At 34.2% G+C, this 19,823-nt stretch carries 11 protein-coding genes; all 11 read right to left on the reverse strand.

Annotated features, from left to right (window positions below; all coding sequences use genetic code 11):
• Positions 1 to 2: 2 nt before the first annotated feature.
• Positions 3 to 7,187 (reverse strand): T9SS outer membrane translocon Sov/SprA, encoded by a 7,185-nt coding sequence (gene sov / locus AC1DY0_RS04535; RefSeq protein ID WP_477187477.1) that lies wholly within the window; start codon positions 7,185 to 7,187, stop codon positions 3 to 5.
• A gap of 23 nt (positions 7,188 to 7,210) precedes the next feature.
• On the reverse strand, positions 7,211 to 7,792 hold the full coding sequence (ruvA, locus tag AC1DY0_RS04540; RefSeq protein WP_477187478.1) for a Holliday junction branch migration protein RuvA: 582 nt from the start codon (positions 7,790 to 7,792) through the stop codon (positions 7,211 to 7,213).
• Between the two features lie 147 nt (positions 7,793 to 7,939).
• Positions 7,940 to 10,225, reverse strand: coding sequence for an NADP-dependent malic enzyme (locus AC1DY0_RS04545; RefSeq protein ID WP_477187479.1), 2,286 nt, complete (start codon positions 10,223 to 10,225; stop codon positions 7,940 to 7,942).
• A 150-nt stretch (positions 10,226 to 10,375) separates the two neighbouring features.
• Positions 10,376 to 10,801 (reverse strand): CBS domain-containing protein, encoded by a 426-nt coding sequence (locus tag AC1DY0_RS04550; protein ID WP_111409780.1) that lies wholly within the window; start codon positions 10,799 to 10,801, stop codon positions 10,376 to 10,378.
• A gap of 73 nt (positions 10,802 to 10,874) precedes the next feature.
• The gene (locus AC1DY0_RS04555; RefSeq protein WP_477187480.1) at positions 10,875 to 12,743 is read right to left on the reverse strand and encodes a trehalase family glycosidase; all 1,869 of its coding nucleotides are present in this window, start codon (positions 12,741 to 12,743) and stop codon (positions 10,875 to 10,877) included.
• Positions 12,727 to 13,953: an MFS transporter gene (locus AC1DY0_RS04560; RefSeq protein ID WP_477187481.1), complete on the reverse strand. Its 1,227-nt coding sequence runs from the start codon at positions 13,951 to 13,953 to the stop codon at positions 12,727 to 12,729. The genes AC1DY0_RS04555 and AC1DY0_RS04560 overlap by 17 nt, the downstream gene beginning before the upstream one ends.
• 20 nt (positions 13,954 to 13,973) lie before the next feature.
• Positions 13,974 to 14,912, reverse strand: a complete 939-nt coding sequence (locus AC1DY0_RS04565) for a carbohydrate kinase family protein (protein ID WP_477187482.1) — start codon at positions 14,910 to 14,912, stop codon at positions 13,974 to 13,976.
• Position 14,913: 1 nt separating this feature from the next.
• Entirely contained in the window at positions 14,914 to 16,089 is a 1,176-nt protein-coding gene (locus AC1DY0_RS04570; RefSeq protein ID WP_477187483.1) for a glycoside hydrolase 100 family protein, read from the reverse strand.
• Entirely contained in the window at positions 16,082 to 17,392 is a 1,311-nt protein-coding gene (locus tag AC1DY0_RS04575; RefSeq protein WP_477187484.1) for an MFS transporter, read from the reverse strand. The genes AC1DY0_RS04570 and AC1DY0_RS04575 overlap by 8 nt, the downstream gene beginning before the upstream one ends.
• A gap of 124 nt (positions 17,393 to 17,516) precedes the next feature.
• Positions 17,517 to 18,434, reverse strand: a complete 918-nt coding sequence (locus tag AC1DY0_RS04580) for a GyrI-like domain-containing protein (protein WP_477187485.1) — start codon at positions 18,432 to 18,434, stop codon at positions 17,517 to 17,519.
• A 2-nt stretch (positions 18,435 to 18,436) separates the two neighbouring features.
• The gene (locus tag AC1DY0_RS04585) at positions 18,437 to 19,789 is read right to left on the reverse strand and encodes a vanadium-dependent haloperoxidase (protein ID WP_477187486.1); all 1,353 of its coding nucleotides are present in this window, start codon (positions 19,787 to 19,789) and stop codon (positions 18,437 to 18,439) included.
• Positions 19,790 to 19,823: the final 34 nt, after the last annotated feature.

Raw genomic sequence — 19,823 nt, forward strand, 5'->3', positions numbered from 1 at the left:
AATTAATTTCCAAAACTATAACGGAAAGTAAATCCTGAACTAATATTCGTTAGTGGAAACGAAGTTGAAATAACCGGTTTTGAGAAAGAGTGATTGTAATAAAAAATTATGGTTAAGTTTTTACTCAAAGAATAATCGGCTGTAGTATTCAATGTCCATATGTTTTGCCCTCCACCCAACTGATTATTATCGTAATCTAAATAACGAACAATCGTTTGGTTGTCTCTATAAGTCAAATCAACCTTAATGTTAATATCACTTTTTATGACACCCATTGGATTATCCGCCAATCTGGAAGAGAAAGTAACATCCTTTATACGATATCCTAAGCCTGCCACGTATTCAACTCCATGAACTTCAGTCAATAAATTATTATCAAAACTCATAGACAAAGCCCTATCCTTATTAATTTGCGCCAGTAATTTGAAAGAATTTTTTAACTCAAAATCAACTCTCAACAACGGATTAAATTGTTCAACCAAAGTAACATTTGACATAATGATAGGATTATAAAAATTCCCGCTATCATCTACACCATTAGGATTCTTTGTATAATTAAAATTCGATCTAAAAGAATTTACCGTATAAGACGCTCTATAGTTTTGTTGCAAAGAAAAACGTTTAAAATTTTTCTTGAAAAAGCCATATCTCATCAATCCAGTATATTTAATAGCCCAATTAGGCAATGGAAAACTCTTAAAAATATCAAATGAAACATGATCAGCACTAGTACCAGAATAAGCAGCTAAAAATGCAGGCAACAAAACAGCCTGATTGGAACTGGAGTACCCAATAGGATATCCTTTCGAATCAAGACTTGCTGGATTATTAATATCGATTCCTTTTTCGGTTGCTAGCCTATTGGCAACAATAAGTCTGTTTTTTCTAAACTCATCAAAAGCCGAAGACCTACTTTCATTACTTGTAGAAAAAGAAGTTCCTATCAATACTGTAGAAATTGAGAAAATTCCAAAATTATATGGAGACCTTGGATTATAACCTCCATCTGCACCCACGTCATATTGTTCTGAAAAATTTTCGGAATAGGAACGATCTCCTAATAAATCAATTTTAAAATCTGGTGTTAACTCCAAATTGACAGAACCTTTAAAATCTTGTTTATTGATTTTGGTATAGTTTTGATTGAATTCCTGGTAAGTTGTCAACCATCCATTTTTTGCAGCTTCATATCGCACATCACTTTGGCTACCAAAAACAAAACCCAAAGTAGGCTTAGAAGACCCAAAGAATCCAACACTTGGAATATACCCAGGCAGAACAGTTCCTTGGTTCTCAGCAAAACTAAGATTGATAGTTTTTATACTAGTCAATATACCTTTCAATCCATCTATAAACTGATTTTGGTTAATTTTTTTTAATGGATCTGTTTTCACAACTTTTTCTCCTGGCTTTGGAGCTTCAATAGGTTTTGGCTTATTTGCTGAACTTTTGGAAATCCCTATATACTTATACAAAGTTTCCATATTGAATGTAGTACTAAAATTAGTTGTTCTCGCATTCTGCACTGTATTTCCCAAATCATAAACCAAATCTCCAATTGGGACTTTACTCAATGCCTCAGAAGATTGTTGCCAACTGTAATCACCGGTATAAGAATAATTAGCCTTTATAAAACTTAAAACTGGTATTTTATCAAAAGGAATTTCATAATTCAAAATAAACTGTTGCATATGAAAATTGGCAGTTCCTGTATCGAAGTAGCCATCCCAAATAGTCACATCATTCATAGGTTGATCGTCGGCATTCAAATAATTCTTTACTAAGTTTCTTGAAGCAGCTGTATAATTTATTTTTAATGATTTTGTCAAATTAAAATTAAAGCCATATTGGTAATTAAATCCAAAATTTCTTCTGTATAATGGTTCGAAACCAATACCTATATCTTCTACTTGTCTAAATTGCTGTTCATTACTTTGTCTAACCACATTGGTATTAAAAGTAATATTTGAAGGCAAATAATTAAAATTAAAATCCTTCAAAAATTTCCAATAACTACTTTTTGATACGAACTTAGTTTTTTGAAAAGGCTCAATTGGTTTTGGCTGAAAAGCAAAAGCATAATCAACAGTAGTCCTAGATTGCTGATCCACATTCTTTTCAACTTCAAAATCGTGACGTTCTACTTCATTATAATATTGCGAAAAAGTGAAATTTTCAGCATCATATGGCATAGGTTTCTTTTCTGCACTTCTTTCTTTTCGCACTCCAATCAAATTAATACTTTTTCTCTTAGTATAATCAATTGCTTGATCCAATTTACTTTTTCTTTCGGCATCGGTTTCGGCATCATCCAAAACTTGTTTCAGCTTTATATCCTCATAAAAAGGATCGTATTCTGGCTTAATAACTTCTTCTCCAATAGAATAATTAAAAGGCACGTTAACTCCCCATTTTTTAGGCAAAAACTTACCTAAATTAATATTGGTTACAACATTATACTGTTGAATATCCTCTCGACTTCTTTCATTAGGACCTTGTTCAATAGTACCAAAACCAAAATTTTTGATATTACCAGTTAATGAAACTGTGGCCAGATCGGCAAAGTTAGTATCCACGTTTAACAAAGCTGCAATACCTCCTTTATTATCCATATCAGCCAAACGAAGTTCATTGAACCAAACTTCTCCTTTTATATCTTGATGAAGTTCATTACTTTTTAAACCTAGCATTATGTTTCGAATCAAACCTAAATTGGGATTTCCTTTGATTCCTAAACGCAGTTTACTGTTTCCATCACCATCAGCTTCATTTGGATCATCATCAGAATAATAAATACCATCTGCTGGCAAAGTAGATTTATCTATTTTTAAAGACCTAAGCTTTAAATTGGTTAATAATTCCAAAGACAAATCTATTTCATTATCTGATGGCCATACTAAGTCTGCACTCAATGGCGGACAATCTTTCCCTCCGGAAGCAGATGCCACAGTAACCTTCAAAGGGATTTCTACTTGATAAAAATCATTCGAATAATCCGCTCCAAAACGCAAGAATGCCACCATTTGATTGTCTTGCAAAGCTGTCTCCTCCGGTAAAGATTCTGCATGCAGGAACATTTTAAGCTTATTATATTGACGCATATCAATATTGAAATTTTTGAAAGCTCCACGTCCATCCAACGGCTCAAGCCCATTTCCAGAAACCTTCATCGATAAGGATTGCTCATTCTGATTGATAACTGTATTGTTATTATACAATTGCTCTCTTACTACACTTGGTGGAGTCACATAATTTATTGGGCATCTACTTGAATTCTCTTCAATGTTTACTGACGCTGTTTCAAAAACAGTCCCATCATCGTCTACATTCAAATCATTAAAATCTAATGCTTGAGTATAACGTCTCCATTCACCTCTTATCAAATCCAATGCTCCAAAACGTAAAGTAACTTCATCCGTGAACTTAGTCATAAACATTCTCATGAATCGGATAGATCTAAAATCCGAAATTTTCCCAATGGTGTTTTCTGGCTGTGAAATCGGAATTTTAAATTGAATCCATCTTGCTTCGGTTGAACTACCATTCGGCAAAGTAACAGTAGTATTTCTTACATCCGCAATATAATTTTGTCCAACTTGCATATCTGGTTTCATGTCAACGCTGTATTCATAATAGGCATTGATAGTGTTCATTGTATTATCCCTATTCACATCTTCAACATCAGGAACTGTTGAAGAACCCCTGTTAGCAGAATTAATGTTAACGTTTGAATTTCCATCGACTCCATTGTAATTTCTATAACGGTCTAAAACACTTCCAGAGGTATTTAAATAATAAATATAGTCATCTCCTGCTGGATCGGGTTCTCCAGCATAATTATCATATTTCGTTCCTTCTTGACTGGAAGGTAGCCCGTCTAGTCCAATATCTTGATTGGTACGATTGCCCTCATTATTATCAAAAGCATAAATTAATGATTGGGAGGCTGGCGCATTTCCCCATACTGTAGGAGGTTTTACTAAAATCTGATCTGGACCAAAACCGTTTTCATACACTTTACGACCGTCTTTCAGAACATCTTCTGAAATTTCCCCAAGATTGAAATAGACTTTTCCAGTGTTTGATTTTGGGACGCTCCCAGCACCGACATAAGGATCCATTACCCAAAACTGAATATATTCTACGTTACTTTGTTCAAAATTGGTAGAACTTAACGATCTCACAATTCCTCCAAAATTTTCATTGGGATTGTCTGCGACAGTCGAGGAATTATTGTAAGGCCCACGATCCTTTGGGTAATAACTCATGTCTAGCGTACTAACCACAAGAGATTGACCTTGCACAATATCTGTCAATGGATACAATTCATCACTATAAACCCTCCGCGTCGAATTCAAGGATAAATCATCATTTGTTATTCCAGATGGTTTTGAAGTATAAAAAACAGGATCTATAGTGTACCACGATAATTTGGCTCTTTTGAAACCATAATCCAAACCATCTAAATTCCCATTAAAATTATAGGGACTTGTCGTGTTATTCTCTGGAGTTGAAGACATGGTCCAAGCATAAGGAGAACGCAAATCAATAGAGGACTGAGAGCTTTCAAAATCATCAACATAAATAGTAGATTCGCCCTGAAACTTATCACCATCGGATGCATTAGGCATCAAATAAGCAAATTCACCACTTACTGAAATATTGGAAGGAACATCGGTATCAATATTTGGCAATTTATTAACCAAACGAGTAAAAAAAGGAACTTGCGATGAAAAATTTCCGTGCAATCCAAAAATACTATTATTTACAGATTCTTGACCATAACTTGATTTTTGTGTAAAAGGCTTCTCTTTCATATTTAGAAAAGTAGCCCCAACCATAAAATTTTCTGATATTAAATGATCTACATTAACCCCAAAAAACCTTCTGGTTTGTTGTCCAAAAACAGAGTTGTTTTCTAATGAGATTTCAATTGGGGTATTCGATGCCTGTAATGACGGGTCCAAAATTTGAACTCTACCCAATTGATAATTAACGCTATAATCAACCCCTTCAACCAACACCCTTCCCGCAGCAGTTACTTTTACGGACCCCAAAGGTACATTGAACGCTCCAATCGCAATTCCTTCGCCTCCTACCGATTTATATTTTCCTCGCAACAGGAACTTATTCACTTCGGGATTTTGAATGGCTCCTGCTTGGGTAACTCTGTACATGTAAGGATTTACGTATTTTTTTTGATTTTCGTTATAGGTATTTACATCATTATAATCTTCTGTAGAACCTTCATTTTTCAATTTCGAAAACAACAGTTCCCCAAAAGGCTCTTTACTCGTGAAAATAATTCTACCATTCTGGGTATCCACAGTTAAACCAGGAATAAAATCAAAAAAACCATCACCACCAGCTTGTGGATCATTGTTATAATTCAACTTATCCACATTAAGTACTTTCAACAATGTAGTGTTTTCTAACGTATTTTCAGGAGTTGGATTGGCAGGAAAAGGACTTCCATCAACAGGAGTAATATAATTTAAGGCCGATGGATTTTTATATAAAATATTTAATCTAAAATCTTCCTGCTGCAATTGATAGGCTCCTTGTATTTGATAAATGTTTTTCATCATCAAATTCCAAACTGGATTCGACACATTTGTCAAACTACTTTTTAACATTTTCAGAATTAAAGTCTGAGAAATAATCGTTTGATCAGAAGGTTGAGTTCCCCCTACTACTGTTGCTTCAACACCATCATTTCCAAACTCACCTACCTGATATACTTGATCACCAATAGAGTACTGATAAGCTACTGCCAAAATCTCATCATTCCCTAATCGTTGTTGCAAGGAGATATATCCCAATTGGGCATTAAAAGTATATTCATTAGACAATAATTTTCTGGCATTTTCCAATTTCGAATAATCTTGTCCTTCACTAACAGTAATTGTAGGCGAAAACCCAGAACTTGCGGTTACAATTTCACGAATATTATTATTTAAATAACCCGAATTGGTCTTAATTAAAGCTGGGTCATAAAGGTTATTTCTATTATCTGATGGATACGATTTTTTTAGCCCTGGTTGGTCAACAAAAAAACCTGGAGGAATAGGATTTAGTACTACTACCTCATTCTGCTTGCCAATTATTGGATTACCATTTGCGTCTGCTAACTCTCCTTCCCCTAAATCCTGAAGTGCTATAATGTTTCTTAAATTATTACTGGTTGTGTTAACCCGGTTTTGTTTGTTGGTAACCCAAACTTCCAACCTTGTTATTTGCACCCTTGAATCAATAAAAGGGTAATTTTTTAATGAAGCATCATATTTGTCTCTAAAATATTGAGACAAGAAAAAGTGGCGGTCATTATCATAATCCAGTCCATACATTTCAAATTCTTGAATTGTTCCTCCCCCCTGGGCAATTACGCTTTTGGCCTGTGATTTTTGTTCTGAAAAGACTCCTGTAACAGTTGTTTTCCCAAACTGTAATTCTGTCTTTACCCCAAATAAACTTTGAGCTCCTTGAATCAAAGTGCTATTTAATGGCATACTAACATTCCCAACTTCAATTTTTCGAATAATATCATCGTCCGCCGGGGTATATTCTAAYTTTAATAAATTTTGAAARGCAAATGTAGACTGGGTRTCAAAATTAGCATTAACTTGAAGTCTTGTACCCACTTTTCCTAACAAACTCATACTTATCCTTTGATTAAAATCGAATGAAGTATTCGTTCTATTACGTGGAGAGAATGCCGGATTATCTTGTTTGGTATACAATAACCCCAAATCGATCTCGATAGATCCAGTTGGTTTTACATCAATAGTATTACTTCCAAAAACGGATTCAAAAAGTCCTGATTTTATATAGTATCGAGGTAACAAATCCTTTTTAGCAGCATCACTTCCAGCTTTATTCCCATCTATAGCGTCCAATTTTTTACTAAAATAATCATTCATCGATTCTTTTAGCATCAATTTTTCATACTCTGCAGGAGTTAAAACAATAGGATAATTGATATTGAAATCGTCTATAGAATTGGTATAGACATAAGTATTCGTGACAGGATCATACGTATAGGCAGACAAAATACTTTGAGGATTAGCCAATTGAACCTCACCAACATCATATCCTTTTTTTACGGTATCCTGAACAACACCTTGCACTTGAGCCTGTGATACAAAACCACAAAAAAATACCAGCAAAAAAATGTAAATTTTATGCATATCTATTAGGCTTCTAATGTCTTTTATAAATTTTTTAAAGCTTTTTTAATTATTGTCTCCACAGTAGCCTCTGGATCTTCTTTGACAATTTTTTCAATAATTTTTTCAGATGTTTTCCTAACAAAACCAAGAACTTCTAGAGCAGATAACGCCTCATCTTTGTTTGTATTGCTCAATGACATTGAAACTTCATCCAAATCATATAATTTTAACACTTTTTCTTTTAAATCAAGAATTACCCTTTGTGCGGTTTTACTACCAATTCCTTTTATTTTTTGAATGGTAACCACGTCTCCCGAAGCAATCGCATTAATAATTTGTTTAGGCTCCAAAGAAGAAAGCATCGTTCGTGCAATACTGGCTCCGATTCCGGATACCGACAGCAACATTTTAAAAATTTCTCTTTCCGATTTCTCTACAAAACCGAACAAAGTATGTGCATCTTCTTTTATTTGAAGATAGGTATAAAGTTTTACAAAATCCGAATTAGGTAGTAATGAATAAGTATGTAAAGATATATTTACGTGATAACCAACTCCATTACAGTCTATCACAACATCTGTAGGTGATTTTTCTACTAATTTCCCTTGTAAATGTGCTATCATATAATAAATTATCTGTTCAAATATAATAAAAATTTGAGATTAAAAGGCAAATGTATTGCGTTAAATGGACTACACTTTTAAGTATAAACCAACACGTTACGTTTTCAACCTTAAAATCTCAAATTTTAATCTCTGGGTATTTTGAATCTATTTCCCTTTCAATCTCATGCTTTTTTCTTGTGCATCAATTACTGCAATTGCAGCCATATTTACCATCTCTTCAACACTGGCGCCCAATTGAAAAACGTGAACTGGATTTTTCATTCCCATCATGATTGGCCCAATTGAACCCACTTTATTCAACTCTTTCAAGAGTTTATAAGTAATATTTGCCGATTCTAGGTTTGGAAAAACCAAGGTATTTACTTTTTTCCCTGCAAGTTTTGAGAAAGGAAATTTAGCAGACAACATCTCTGGATTTAAAGCAAAATCAGCCTGAACTTCTCCATCAACAATAATTTCAGGATGATTTTCATGTAAATAAGCTACCGCTTCTTTCACTTTTGTAGCACTTTTATTTATCGAAGACCCAAAATTTGAATACGATACCATCGCTATCACAGGCTCAACTCCAAACATTTTTGCCGTATTGGCAGTCATTACTGCAATTTTAGCCAATTCTTCAGCAGTTGGATCTATATTTATCGCTGTATCCGACAAAAACATCGGACCACGATTAGTCATCATAATATTTGTGGTGGCTACCAAAGAAACATTCGGAGCCTTACCAATTATTTGCAACATCGGTTTTACAACTGAAGGATAACTTCTAGAATGTCCAGAAACTAACGCATCAGCTTCACCAGTATTGACCATCATAGCAGCGAAATAATTTCTCTCTCTCATGAACTTTTCAGCATCAAAAAGCGAGACACCATTTCTTTTTCTAGACTCCCATAATTCAACAGCATATCTTGTTCTTCTGTCCTGTTCTTCGTCAAGTTTTGGATCTACAATTTGAACATCAGCATCAAAGCCAAGCTCTTCCTTTAGTTCCAAAATAATTTCTTTATTCCCTAATAAAATTGGGAACCCAATACCTTCCTCATAAACAATTTGTGCAGCTTTTAAAACATCCAATTGTTCCGCTTCCGCAAAAACAATTCTCTTAGGATCAGTTTTGGCTCTATTGGTAATCATTCGAATCATTTTATTGTCATTACCCAAACGATTCAAAAGTTCTTCTTCATACTTTTCCCAATCCGTTATCGGATTCAATGCTACACCCGATTCCATTGCAGCTTTAGCAACAGCAGGTGCAACTACAGCAATCAATCTAGGATCAAAAGGTTTTGGAATGATATATTCTCTACCAAAAACCAATTTAGTGGCACCGTAAGCTATATTCACTTGTTCCGGAACATTTTCTTTTGCAAGCGCGGCAAGTGCTTTTACAGCTGCCATTTTCATAGCCTCGTTAATCTTTGTAGCACGAACATCAAGTGCTCCCCTAAAAATATATGGAAATCCAAGTACGTTATTAACTTGATTAGGATGATCAGAACGTCCAGTTGCCATAATAACATCTTTACGTGTTGAGATAGCTAGATTGTATGCAATTTCCGGATCTGGATTTGCCATAGCAAAAACAATAGGATTATCTGCCATTGCCAATAACATTTCTGGAGTCATTACATTTGCAGTTGATAATCCTAAGAAAATATCGGCTCCTGTCAGTGCTTCTTCGAGGGTAAGAGAAGCTCCTTCAACAGCATATTTCAATTGCAATTCAGACAAAGCAGGATTGTCTTTGGTTAAAAGACCTTTACTATTGAACATTAAAATATTCTCTCTTTTTACTCCCAATAAAATATACAAATCGGCACAGGCAATAGCTGCAGATCCTGCACCAGACACGACCATTTTCACATCTTCTGCTTTTTTATCTGCCAATTCTAATGCATTAATTAAAGCTGCTGAAGATATAATTGCTGTTCCATGCTGATCGTCATGCATTACCGGAATATTCAGTTCCTCAACAAGTCTACGCTCGATTTCAAAAGATTCTGGCGCTTTAATATCTTCAAGATTAATTCCCCCAAAAGTTGGCGCAATATTTTTTACCGTTTGGATAAATTCTTCAACATTTTCGGTTCCTATTTCGATATCAAACACATCAATATCAGAAAATATTTTAAACAACAGACCTTTTCCCTCCATTACTGGTTTTGAAGCTTCTGGCCCAATGTTACCAAGTCCCAAAACGGCGGTTCCATTTGTGATAACAGCCACTAAATTCCCTTTAGCGGTATATTTATAAACATTATTAACATCTTTTGCAATTTCCAAACATGGTTCTGCAACACCTGGAGAATAGGCTAACGACAGATCTCTTTGTGTTGCATATTTTTTGGTAGGGACTACTTGGATTTTACCTGGAGTAGGTTTGGCGTGGTACAATAACGCTTCTCTTCTTTTACTGTTCTTATCCATTTTTTATTTTTTTTCTAATACACAAAGGTAACGGACTTCCTTTAAAACCGAAGCCTTTATCCGTTTCTTTTATTAAAATTTAAGGTAATTTATAACTAAAAAAAATAGCTACACATGATGTAGCTACTTAATAATAATTTTAACTGACTGTTATTGTGAAATATAGGAATCCAGATGTTTTATGGTTTCTTTTTGAACCTCTATTATAGATTTTACGACGTCACCAATTGAAACAAGTCCAATTATATTTCCATTTTCAATCACTGGTAAATGTCTGATTCTTCTTTTGCTCATTAATTCCATACAATAATCCAAATTATCTGATGGCTTAACGGTCACAACATCACTTTCCATGATTTCACTTACAGGTGTTTTCTTTGAAGACTTGTCTTTTAAAACAATTTTTCTTGCATAATCTCTTTCTGATAGAATTCCTTTTAAAGCTCCATCTTCAATTACAAGAATAGCTCCTATATTTTTTTCTCCCATGACTCTCAAGGCTTCGAATACCGTAATGGTTGAAACTATAGAATAAACTTCTCTCCCTTTTGTGCTTAGTATTTGATTTACAGTCATAATAGATAAATTTTAGAAAGTTAAATTTAGAAAAAAATCATATACAAAAAGTAAAAAAAACAATAAATTTTAATTACTCAAATAATAAATCTGGAGATGTCAATTGATTCAATTCTTCAATCAATTTACCATCCAAAATTTGCAATCCATATTGATACGATGCATTTACCCAACCAAAACCTTCTTTTGCAATATAATCAAACTCGGTCCCGACATTTCCATACTCGGCAAAAACCTTGTGTGAACTGGTTTCCAAATCAAATTTTTCGGGAATAGTTCCGTTGTATTCCACTGCATTTTTTGTAATTAACCAAAGCCAACGATAAACCATTTCTTGCGCTTTATCATTATACTCGTATTTCAGCAATCCTTCCCACAACAGCATTTGGTGAGGAGCCCATCCGAAAGGATAATCCCATTGTCGTTGTGGAGCATTTGGATCCGATTCTAACCAACTGTTTTGAGTGCTGCCCGTAATTCCGCCCATTTTAACAAAAAGAGGTAACGCTTTTTCCACTAACTTCTGAGCTTGATCCTCATCACATAATCCTGCCCAAAGCGGAAAAAATGTTGTTGCTGCTTCAAATGGGAATTGTTTTTTGTTTACAAAATCATAATCAAAATACATACCTGAAGCTTCATTCCAACACAATTCATTCATCTTTTCTTTTCTGAACTGCGCTTTCTTGGCCCATTCATCCGCAGTATATGTTAGGTTTTCTAAAGTAAATGAACCTTCAAAATAATGTATGATTAAATTTTCGATGTCTTTTTCATATTTATACAGAAAACTATTGACATCAACTGAATTCAAATTGGCACATGTATTAATTAAGCGATTGGTTGTATCGTGACCACTTTCACGCATACTTCGATCGTGTACAAAATACAAATCCAGTTCTGTATCGGTAATCGTTCGTGCCAAATATTGTTTTTCAAATTCTCTAATTGGTAAATTATATTTAATTGCATACGGTTCCAAAACATCATCAAAATGGCCTAGTTCAACCTCAAAAGGCATTCCCACTCCATCAGCTTTATAGCGACTTAATCCTGTTGGTGTCAATCTATTTCCCTTTACCATCCAAACCGTATTGTACTCTAAAATCACTGTTTCCAGATGACTCCTCAACCAGTCCTGAGCAACATTACCCTCTTTGGCAATAGCAACGAGTAATGAAGAATACAAAGGCGGCTGTGTTCTGGTGAGATAATAGCTGCGATTGGCATTTAAGATTTTTCCGTAATGCAAAATTTGATATTTAAAATTCTCTGCAATAGCAATTGCCTTATCTAATTTGCCATCAATCAATAATCCAACTCCAATAAAGTAACTATCCCAACCGTACATTTCATTGAATCTTCCTCCAGGCACGACAAAAGGAACTCCTTGCAAACTGTAAACTTTTTTCTGTAAGGCCAAAGCCAAAATCCCTGGCTTATGATCCAATGTGGCTACATAATCTTCCGAAATAACCGAAGGCATGACAACCACTTCGAAATTATTCAATTCCTTTTCTAATTCTTTAAAATAAGCAACGCCCTGTGAGTCTTTTTCTGAAACATAAAGAGTTGCCATTTCATTAGAAGTTTTTACGTCTTCGATAATTAGTTTCAACCCTTTTTTATCAATAGTTCGGGTCAGCTCATCCCAATAATCTTCTTTTATTTTTCTGGAAATTCTTTCTACTGGATTTTCTTGAATGTAATCCAAATCAACTTCCCCGAAAATCTCTTCATTTTCTTTCAATACAGCCAATTCTTGAAGCAGATTGGACAAATGATATGTCCCTTCAATAATTTGTTCTTCCTTGGTATTTTCATCTACCAACAAAAATCTTTTTGGACCAAAATCATCTTTGGTTATTTTTTTATCATGATCCGTATCTTCTTGAAGCAGCAGCGCTTCAAACACTTGTTCGATATTAAGTAAGAACTTCATTTTTTTTATTTAATTTGTTAATAAAAAACAAAACGACAATAAGAATTCCCAGCGGAATAAGCGAAAAATAGAACGCTTTACTTCCTCCTATTTTTTGGAATAAATATCCAATAATCACAGATCCACTAGTTCCTCCAATTGCGGAAAAAAAAGTCAGCAAACCAGCAACAGCTCCATGAAAATGCTTCTCAGTTGCACTTATAATTGTTGAGTTCACAATAGGATAAATAGGAGCTAAAAACAACCCAATTAATGGAAACACAAATCCTATTAATGGAACTTCGGATAACATATTAATCTCCCTAATCTCAATTCCAGAAGCCATTGGCAGAACAAAGACAACTAAACTCGCTGCCGCAAATAAACAAACGGTCAGAAAAACATACCAATGTATTTTCTTTACAATTATCCCCGAAACAAATCTTCCAAAAGCAATCGAAAGCATTAAAATCACGGCCATTTGCCCTGCTAATCTTTCATTGAGGTGTAATACTTTTTGATTAAACGTTGGCAACCAAGACATTATTCCTTGTTCGGTCATTACATACATAAAAGCAAAAGCGGCAAAAAGCAGAATCAAAGGCCTTTTCATTAAACTCAACATATCTTTAAAATCTTCTTGAAAAGATTTAGGATTTTCTACTTTGGGCAAATTAAATTTTGAGGTCAAAATAAAGACAAAAACTAGTGCAATCAATCCCGCCAAAACTAAGTAAACATTGAGCCAAGCTTTCGGATTGGTTTCACTATAAAACATTGGAAAAATAACATAGGCAAACACAATCCCTAACATAAAAACACTTTCGATATAACTCATAAAAGCCTTATGCTGTTTTTCAGTATCGGTAACGACACCTATTAAAGCCATAACTGACACTTTGATTATTGCAAACGAAAATCCTGTACAGGCAAACAACACAATGACACTCCAAAATGAATCACCTAGATACATTACAAAACAGCCAACAAAAACGATAGCCAAACTGATTAACATTCCCTTTTTATAGCCCAATTTTGGAAGCAACGAGCCAATCAAAAAGGCTACAAATGCTATAGTCAAATCTTTTGCTGGTTCCAAAACACTTGCTTGTACTTCTGAAACGCCATACATATTTTGAGACTTTTGAATCAACAGTCCCACACTATTCAAAAGGGCAGCAAAAACAAAATAATTAATAAATAATGCGAGTTTAATCGTAATGTTTTTCATTTAAAACGGTTTAAATTAGTTTATAAATCTGCATTTAGATAATCCAGAATATTGATTCCGTCTGGTAATCCTCCTATATTTTGAAGTTTCAAAACGGCCAATCTTTGGGCAATTGTAATCGTTTCTTCCCAATTTTTATTTTGCAATTGAGCGTATAAAAATCCCGTCCAAAAAGCATCTCCTGCTCCGGTTGTATCTTTTATTTCGGCAACTGGCAATGCTTGTTTACGAATTATCCCAGTTTCTCTATCAGATAACACGACTCCATCTCCTCCTTTGGTCAAACATATTGTCGAAGCTCCCAAACCATGAAAATAGTTGAATATAAAATCTTCTGATTTCGCTTCCGCAAAAAGACGGTAACAGTCATCTTCACTTAATTTTACAAAAGGATTAGTTGCTAAATACTCACATAGAACCTGATTGGCTTCTTCCCGATCAGGCCAAATTCTTTCTGAAAAATTAATATCGATGCTAGTTTGTAAACCCAAAGCTTTAGCTTTCTTGGCATTTTCAACAATAGTTTCCTGAGCCGGTTTTTTGCTTAAAGCAAAACAAGTCGTGTGATATATTTTGGCACTTTTTAATAAATCTTCTGTTATCTGACTTGAAAAAATCTTAAAGTCAGCATCGCGATACGGAATAAAATCAGGTGTTCCCGTGGACTTGGATACCAAAATTATTGAAGTGGAAGCATCATCCAATTGAGCAATTTGGCTAGTAATCACTTTCTTCTCTTGAAGTTTTTGAATACTGAAATCCCCTAAACCATCATTCCCGCATGTAGCTACCAAAACTGATTTCAATCCTAAAATCGCAGCATTTGAAGCCACATTAGTAGGTGAACCGCCAAGATACCTGTGATAATCTTCGGTCTCTCTAATAGTAGCATTCACTTGATGACCGATACAATCAATCAACAATTCCCCCACACATATAATATCTATAGTTTTTTCCATTTTAAACTAAAAATTTAAAATTAGCAAACCTATTTTGATGCAAAAAAACCGTCGCCGCAGCACTCCAAGCACAAAAAGGCACACCATTAGGAACTTTGGTCTCACTATTGAAATTTTCATAAAAACTAAACTCTTCTATAGCATTGGCTTGATTTATGGCATCCAGTATTTCATCAGCTTCTTTTTGTTTTCCTTTAGATAATAAAGCCAATCCATAAAATCCATTCACCATAGCCCAGCTACCTCCATTATGAAACTCATTAGGGTAATTCCTAAATTCGTACTTGCAATTGTTTTTAAGAAGATTCCAATCTAAATCTGCTTCATATATGGGAGGCCAAAAAGCTGGCAATAAATGCAATGGCATTTTGTTTTTAAGATCTAAAGAATAGTTGATTATTGAATTCTGAAATTCTTTTGACCCAATATTCAGCATCAAAGCCAATGAATTAGCAAAAGCATCAAATTGGGTTTTGTATCCTGCTGGAGAAAATGAACAAGGCATATAATCTTTAATATTTACTTCCTTATACGCTCTTTCGTGGTATTTCTCTCCAACCGAATGAGGAGTAAAATTACATTCTATTTGAGTTGTTATAATTTCAATTTTGACGGTTAAAGAATCATTTTTTACAAAATGGTTGTAACTTTTCAAAGCCCAAACACGAAGCAATTGATCGTATAAAACATAACCATCCGTGATATACTCATCGGCCCAATTCCCGGATAAAGGCACATACAAAAGTCCTTTATTATTAAATTCCCATGCTTCAAGCAACTGTAAACATTTCTCAATATTGGGTTCGTATTTTTTTACAAAAGAATAATCTTTGGTATGAAAAGCATATTGGCAAATTCCAATTACAAACCAAGTTACCGCGTCTACCCTTCCGGCAAGACCTCCATAACTTACTTCCACGCCCTCTTCGCTAGTCATTACATTGGAGGGAATTGTACCGTTATGATGTTGATTCCGAGCTAAAGTTTCCAGTGTTTTTCGAAAAGTCTCTATCAAATTTTCATCTCCAGATGCTAATGCTGCTAAACCGCAAATCACACCATCTCTAGCCCAAACTCTTTTGTAATTTGAAATATTTTGAGCACTCGCCAAAAATCCTTCAGAGGAAGAAACTTTCTGAAGTAATTCTATTGCCTTATTATATCCTAAATCATTCACTGATAACTTCTTTTTTGGTTTTAATAAATAGGGTAAAAACAGCACTTAAAAGCAATAAAATACCAGCAAACGTTATTGCTGATCGTGGATCATTATTTAAAAAATGCTTTAAAATATATCCAAAACTAATAGTTTGAATAAACATTGGAATTACAATCATCATGTTGATTATCCCCATATAAACTCCGTATCGTTCTTTCGGAATTTGAGAAACAACCATTAGATATGGAATTCCCATCATGCTAGCCCAGCCGATTCCAAAACCAGTTATAGCAGGAAACAATAAGTACTTATTCTCAATATGAGGGAAAAGTAAAAATCCAACTGCAGCTAAAATCAAGCAGGTAAAATGCACCATTTTTGCTGAATATTTTTTAGCAAAATAGACCAATGCAAAGGCAACTAAAAAAGTTACGACATTATACCAGCCATTTACTAAACCCGTCCAACTTACTGCTTCTCCATACAAATTCATATCTTTTTGAGGCGTTGTATGCCAAACCGAAAGTGCTATACTTTTTGATGAATTTTGCCAATAACAAAAAAGTGCATACCATTGAAATAAATAAACCAACGCAAGTTGCCACATTACTTTAGGCATGTGCTTTACTGCTTTTGCAATATCAATAAATGGAGTAAAAAGATTTAATGATTCCGATTGCATGATTTTTAACTCTTCCTCTGAAGGAGGAATTTCCTTGGTAGTATGTGAACTCCACCAAACTGAGCCGATCGAACAAACTGCTCCCAAAAAAAATGAGGCAAAAACCCAAGTTGGCAATTTTCCCGTTGTCCCAATAAAAATTAGTGGGAAAATAAATAAAGAAACATTAGCCAATGTTTGTCCAAAACCGGTAAAAAAACTTTGAGCCTGAAAACCAATTGGCTGTTGTGATTCATCTAACTTGTCGGCAATAAAAGCACGATAAGGTTCCATTGCTGTATTATTCCCTACATCCAATATCCACAGTAAACCCGCAGCCATCCATAACGAACTGCTAAAAGGATAAAGAAACAAAGCTAAACTACAAACCAATGCACCAATAAAAAAATATGGTTTTCGTCTTCCACCAAATTTTGGTGACCACGTTTTATCGCTCAAAGCACCAATTATGGGCTGAATCAACAATCCTGTTAACGGTCCAGCAAGATTAAGTATTGGTAGTTGATCTGGACTTGCTCCAAGAAAATCATAAATTGGATTAACGGCACTTTGCTGTAATCCGAAACTATACTGAATGCCAAAAAAACCAACATTCATATTGATAATTTGCCAAAAACTCATTTTTGCTTTAAAATTCATACCGTGGTTTAGTTAATATTTAATTAAAAGTAATTCTATACAAGCAATTAAAACATAATATAAAATCGAAATCGATTTCGAAAACACCAAAAACGTTTTCGTAAAGCAAAAAGAATTGAAGCAATTATTTCTTTTTGAAAGGAATAATAACTTGAGTTTCCCATGTAAGCTCATCTCCCCCATCAAAAGGATTTGCAAGAAAATGTTCTAACGGCACATTATCTAGCTCATAGCCATTCTTTTTTGCATAATCCAACAATGCAAACCAAGAACGATCCGAAGTTCTCATATTACCAAAATAAGTAGCTTTCAACCCTTTTATTGCTGGAATTGTTTTAAATTTCACATCCTTATCTGCAATAATTTTTGTGCTTTTATTAATTGGAAAGCAATAATTGAAATCTAGTGTTTCTTTATCCAAATCCCATTTTGTAACCTCAACATAGGGTCTTCCTTGAATTTTGATATTATGAGTTTGTAGAAAACCCGTAATTACTCCATCATTCCCGATCATCGTTTGCGCTTTGGTTTGCAAAACACTTTTTAATGATATGTAAGCCACAAACTCTTCTTTTGACGAACCTAGTCCATCAATTTTGTATTTAAATTTTGAAATATGGTCATTTAAACCCTCTTTAAAAGACTTTATTTTTTTTATCTGACTTACTTTAAATGGTGTATTCCAAAAGGGAGCAGTAATTTTATTATACAATCCATGTCCTAACTCTTTTATACTCACATTCACCTTGGTCATTGAATCATTTATGGAGACCATTTCCCAAGTATACTCCATTTGTGAATTGCCCTTAATCATTTTTTGCTGAATGAAATCAAAATTATTCTTTGAAATAATTTTATAATTTTCTTTTTCTTTTTCAAATTGAGTAACACTCCACTCTTGAATTCCTTGAAAAACAGTTCCAGTCGCTGCTTTAACAGTAAATGAAATGGTATAGTCAGTTTCTTTTATAAAGAGATACCAAATCAAAAAAACCGACAACAATAAGCTGCATCCTAATATAATTTTACCTTTAATTTTCATAATTATTTAACCATCTTCAATTTTGAAATAATAAAATCCCCTATATTTTGACCTTGAACAACTCCATTTTCAACAGCAGCTCTGTAATGGATTCCTCCATACATTCTACTTGAAGCAGCTTCCTTTGCAGCCGCTTTAAAAGATGTAAAGCTTCTTTTTGGCAAGCCAAAAGGAATTTCTGAATCATCAACAAAAGCAAAATTATCTCCAAAAATTGTAGTTAAAAGTGCTGCAGAACAAGTTGAAACTACAGAATGTCCGCTTGTGTATTCAGGGAATGGTGGTGTTTGTAATAATGGTTTCCAATTCTCATCAATATGCTGATTAATCACCGTTTCAGGGCGCACCATATTACTTTTAAATTTCTCATCCCAACAGCTGATAAAAGACTCAAAAATCCCTATTGATGTTTTGGTGTATGCATATACTGTTTTCTCAAAATCAGCATTGGTTTTTACACAGGCTATTTTAGTTATTCCAATCCAGTGTGCATCCGGTGTATTCTTCTTTTTGGCAAACATCATGTGTCCTTGACTTACGGTCACATATGGGTTACAATCCCAAAAAACTGCAACTTTTGATTCTTCTGGAACGGGATTACTTTTAGATTCTTCGGATTTTTTTAATCCTTCAGATATTTTTAGACTTATGTTATAGATCTCCATTACCTCCTTGAAATAGGCTGATTTTTTATCTAATGAAAAAGGGATTGCAGGCAATGGTTTAAATTGTGAAGCCGAATCTAAAACCATGGTTCTTATTTCTCCCCAATGTGGTTCTACCCCATCCATATAAGCAGGTGGAGTTGGCTGCCATCTTCCTGGTTGGCTAGCAAAAACTGAAAATTTAGGTAAGGTTCTAGTTTGTTTGTAATTATCTTTCCCCATCCATTTTTTAATACGCTCGGCAACTTTCAATCCATACTCTTTTGATACTTCAAATTCCTTGGAATTTTCACCTTCCCATTTTTTATACAAACTATCTCTATATTTATCTAATGCTTCTTCGGAAAAAATCAATTGCTTACTCACTTCCATGTGTGCAATAATTGCCGCCAATTTTTGGTTAACTCCAGCTTTAGCATCCAATATTGGTATAGAATCAAGTCCATTCAACTGACCTTGCAAAGTAGAGTACGTTTTACTATTTTGGGCAATAACTTCATAAGCTGCAATATTTGGATATGCATATATTCTACTTGCTACTGGAGGAGAAAAAATATCATGAATCATTATTTCTGAAACGGTATCAACCGCAGCACGGAAATCACTAGCTGATACAACTATTTTTTCTTTTTTCCCACATGAAATAAAAAGCAAACAAACTGCTGCTATCGTAAATAATTTAGACTTCATATTATATATTATTAAATTTTGAGTAGGTTTTATT

The sequence above is a fragment of the Flavobacterium sp. P1_E4 genome (assembly GCF_056405915.1).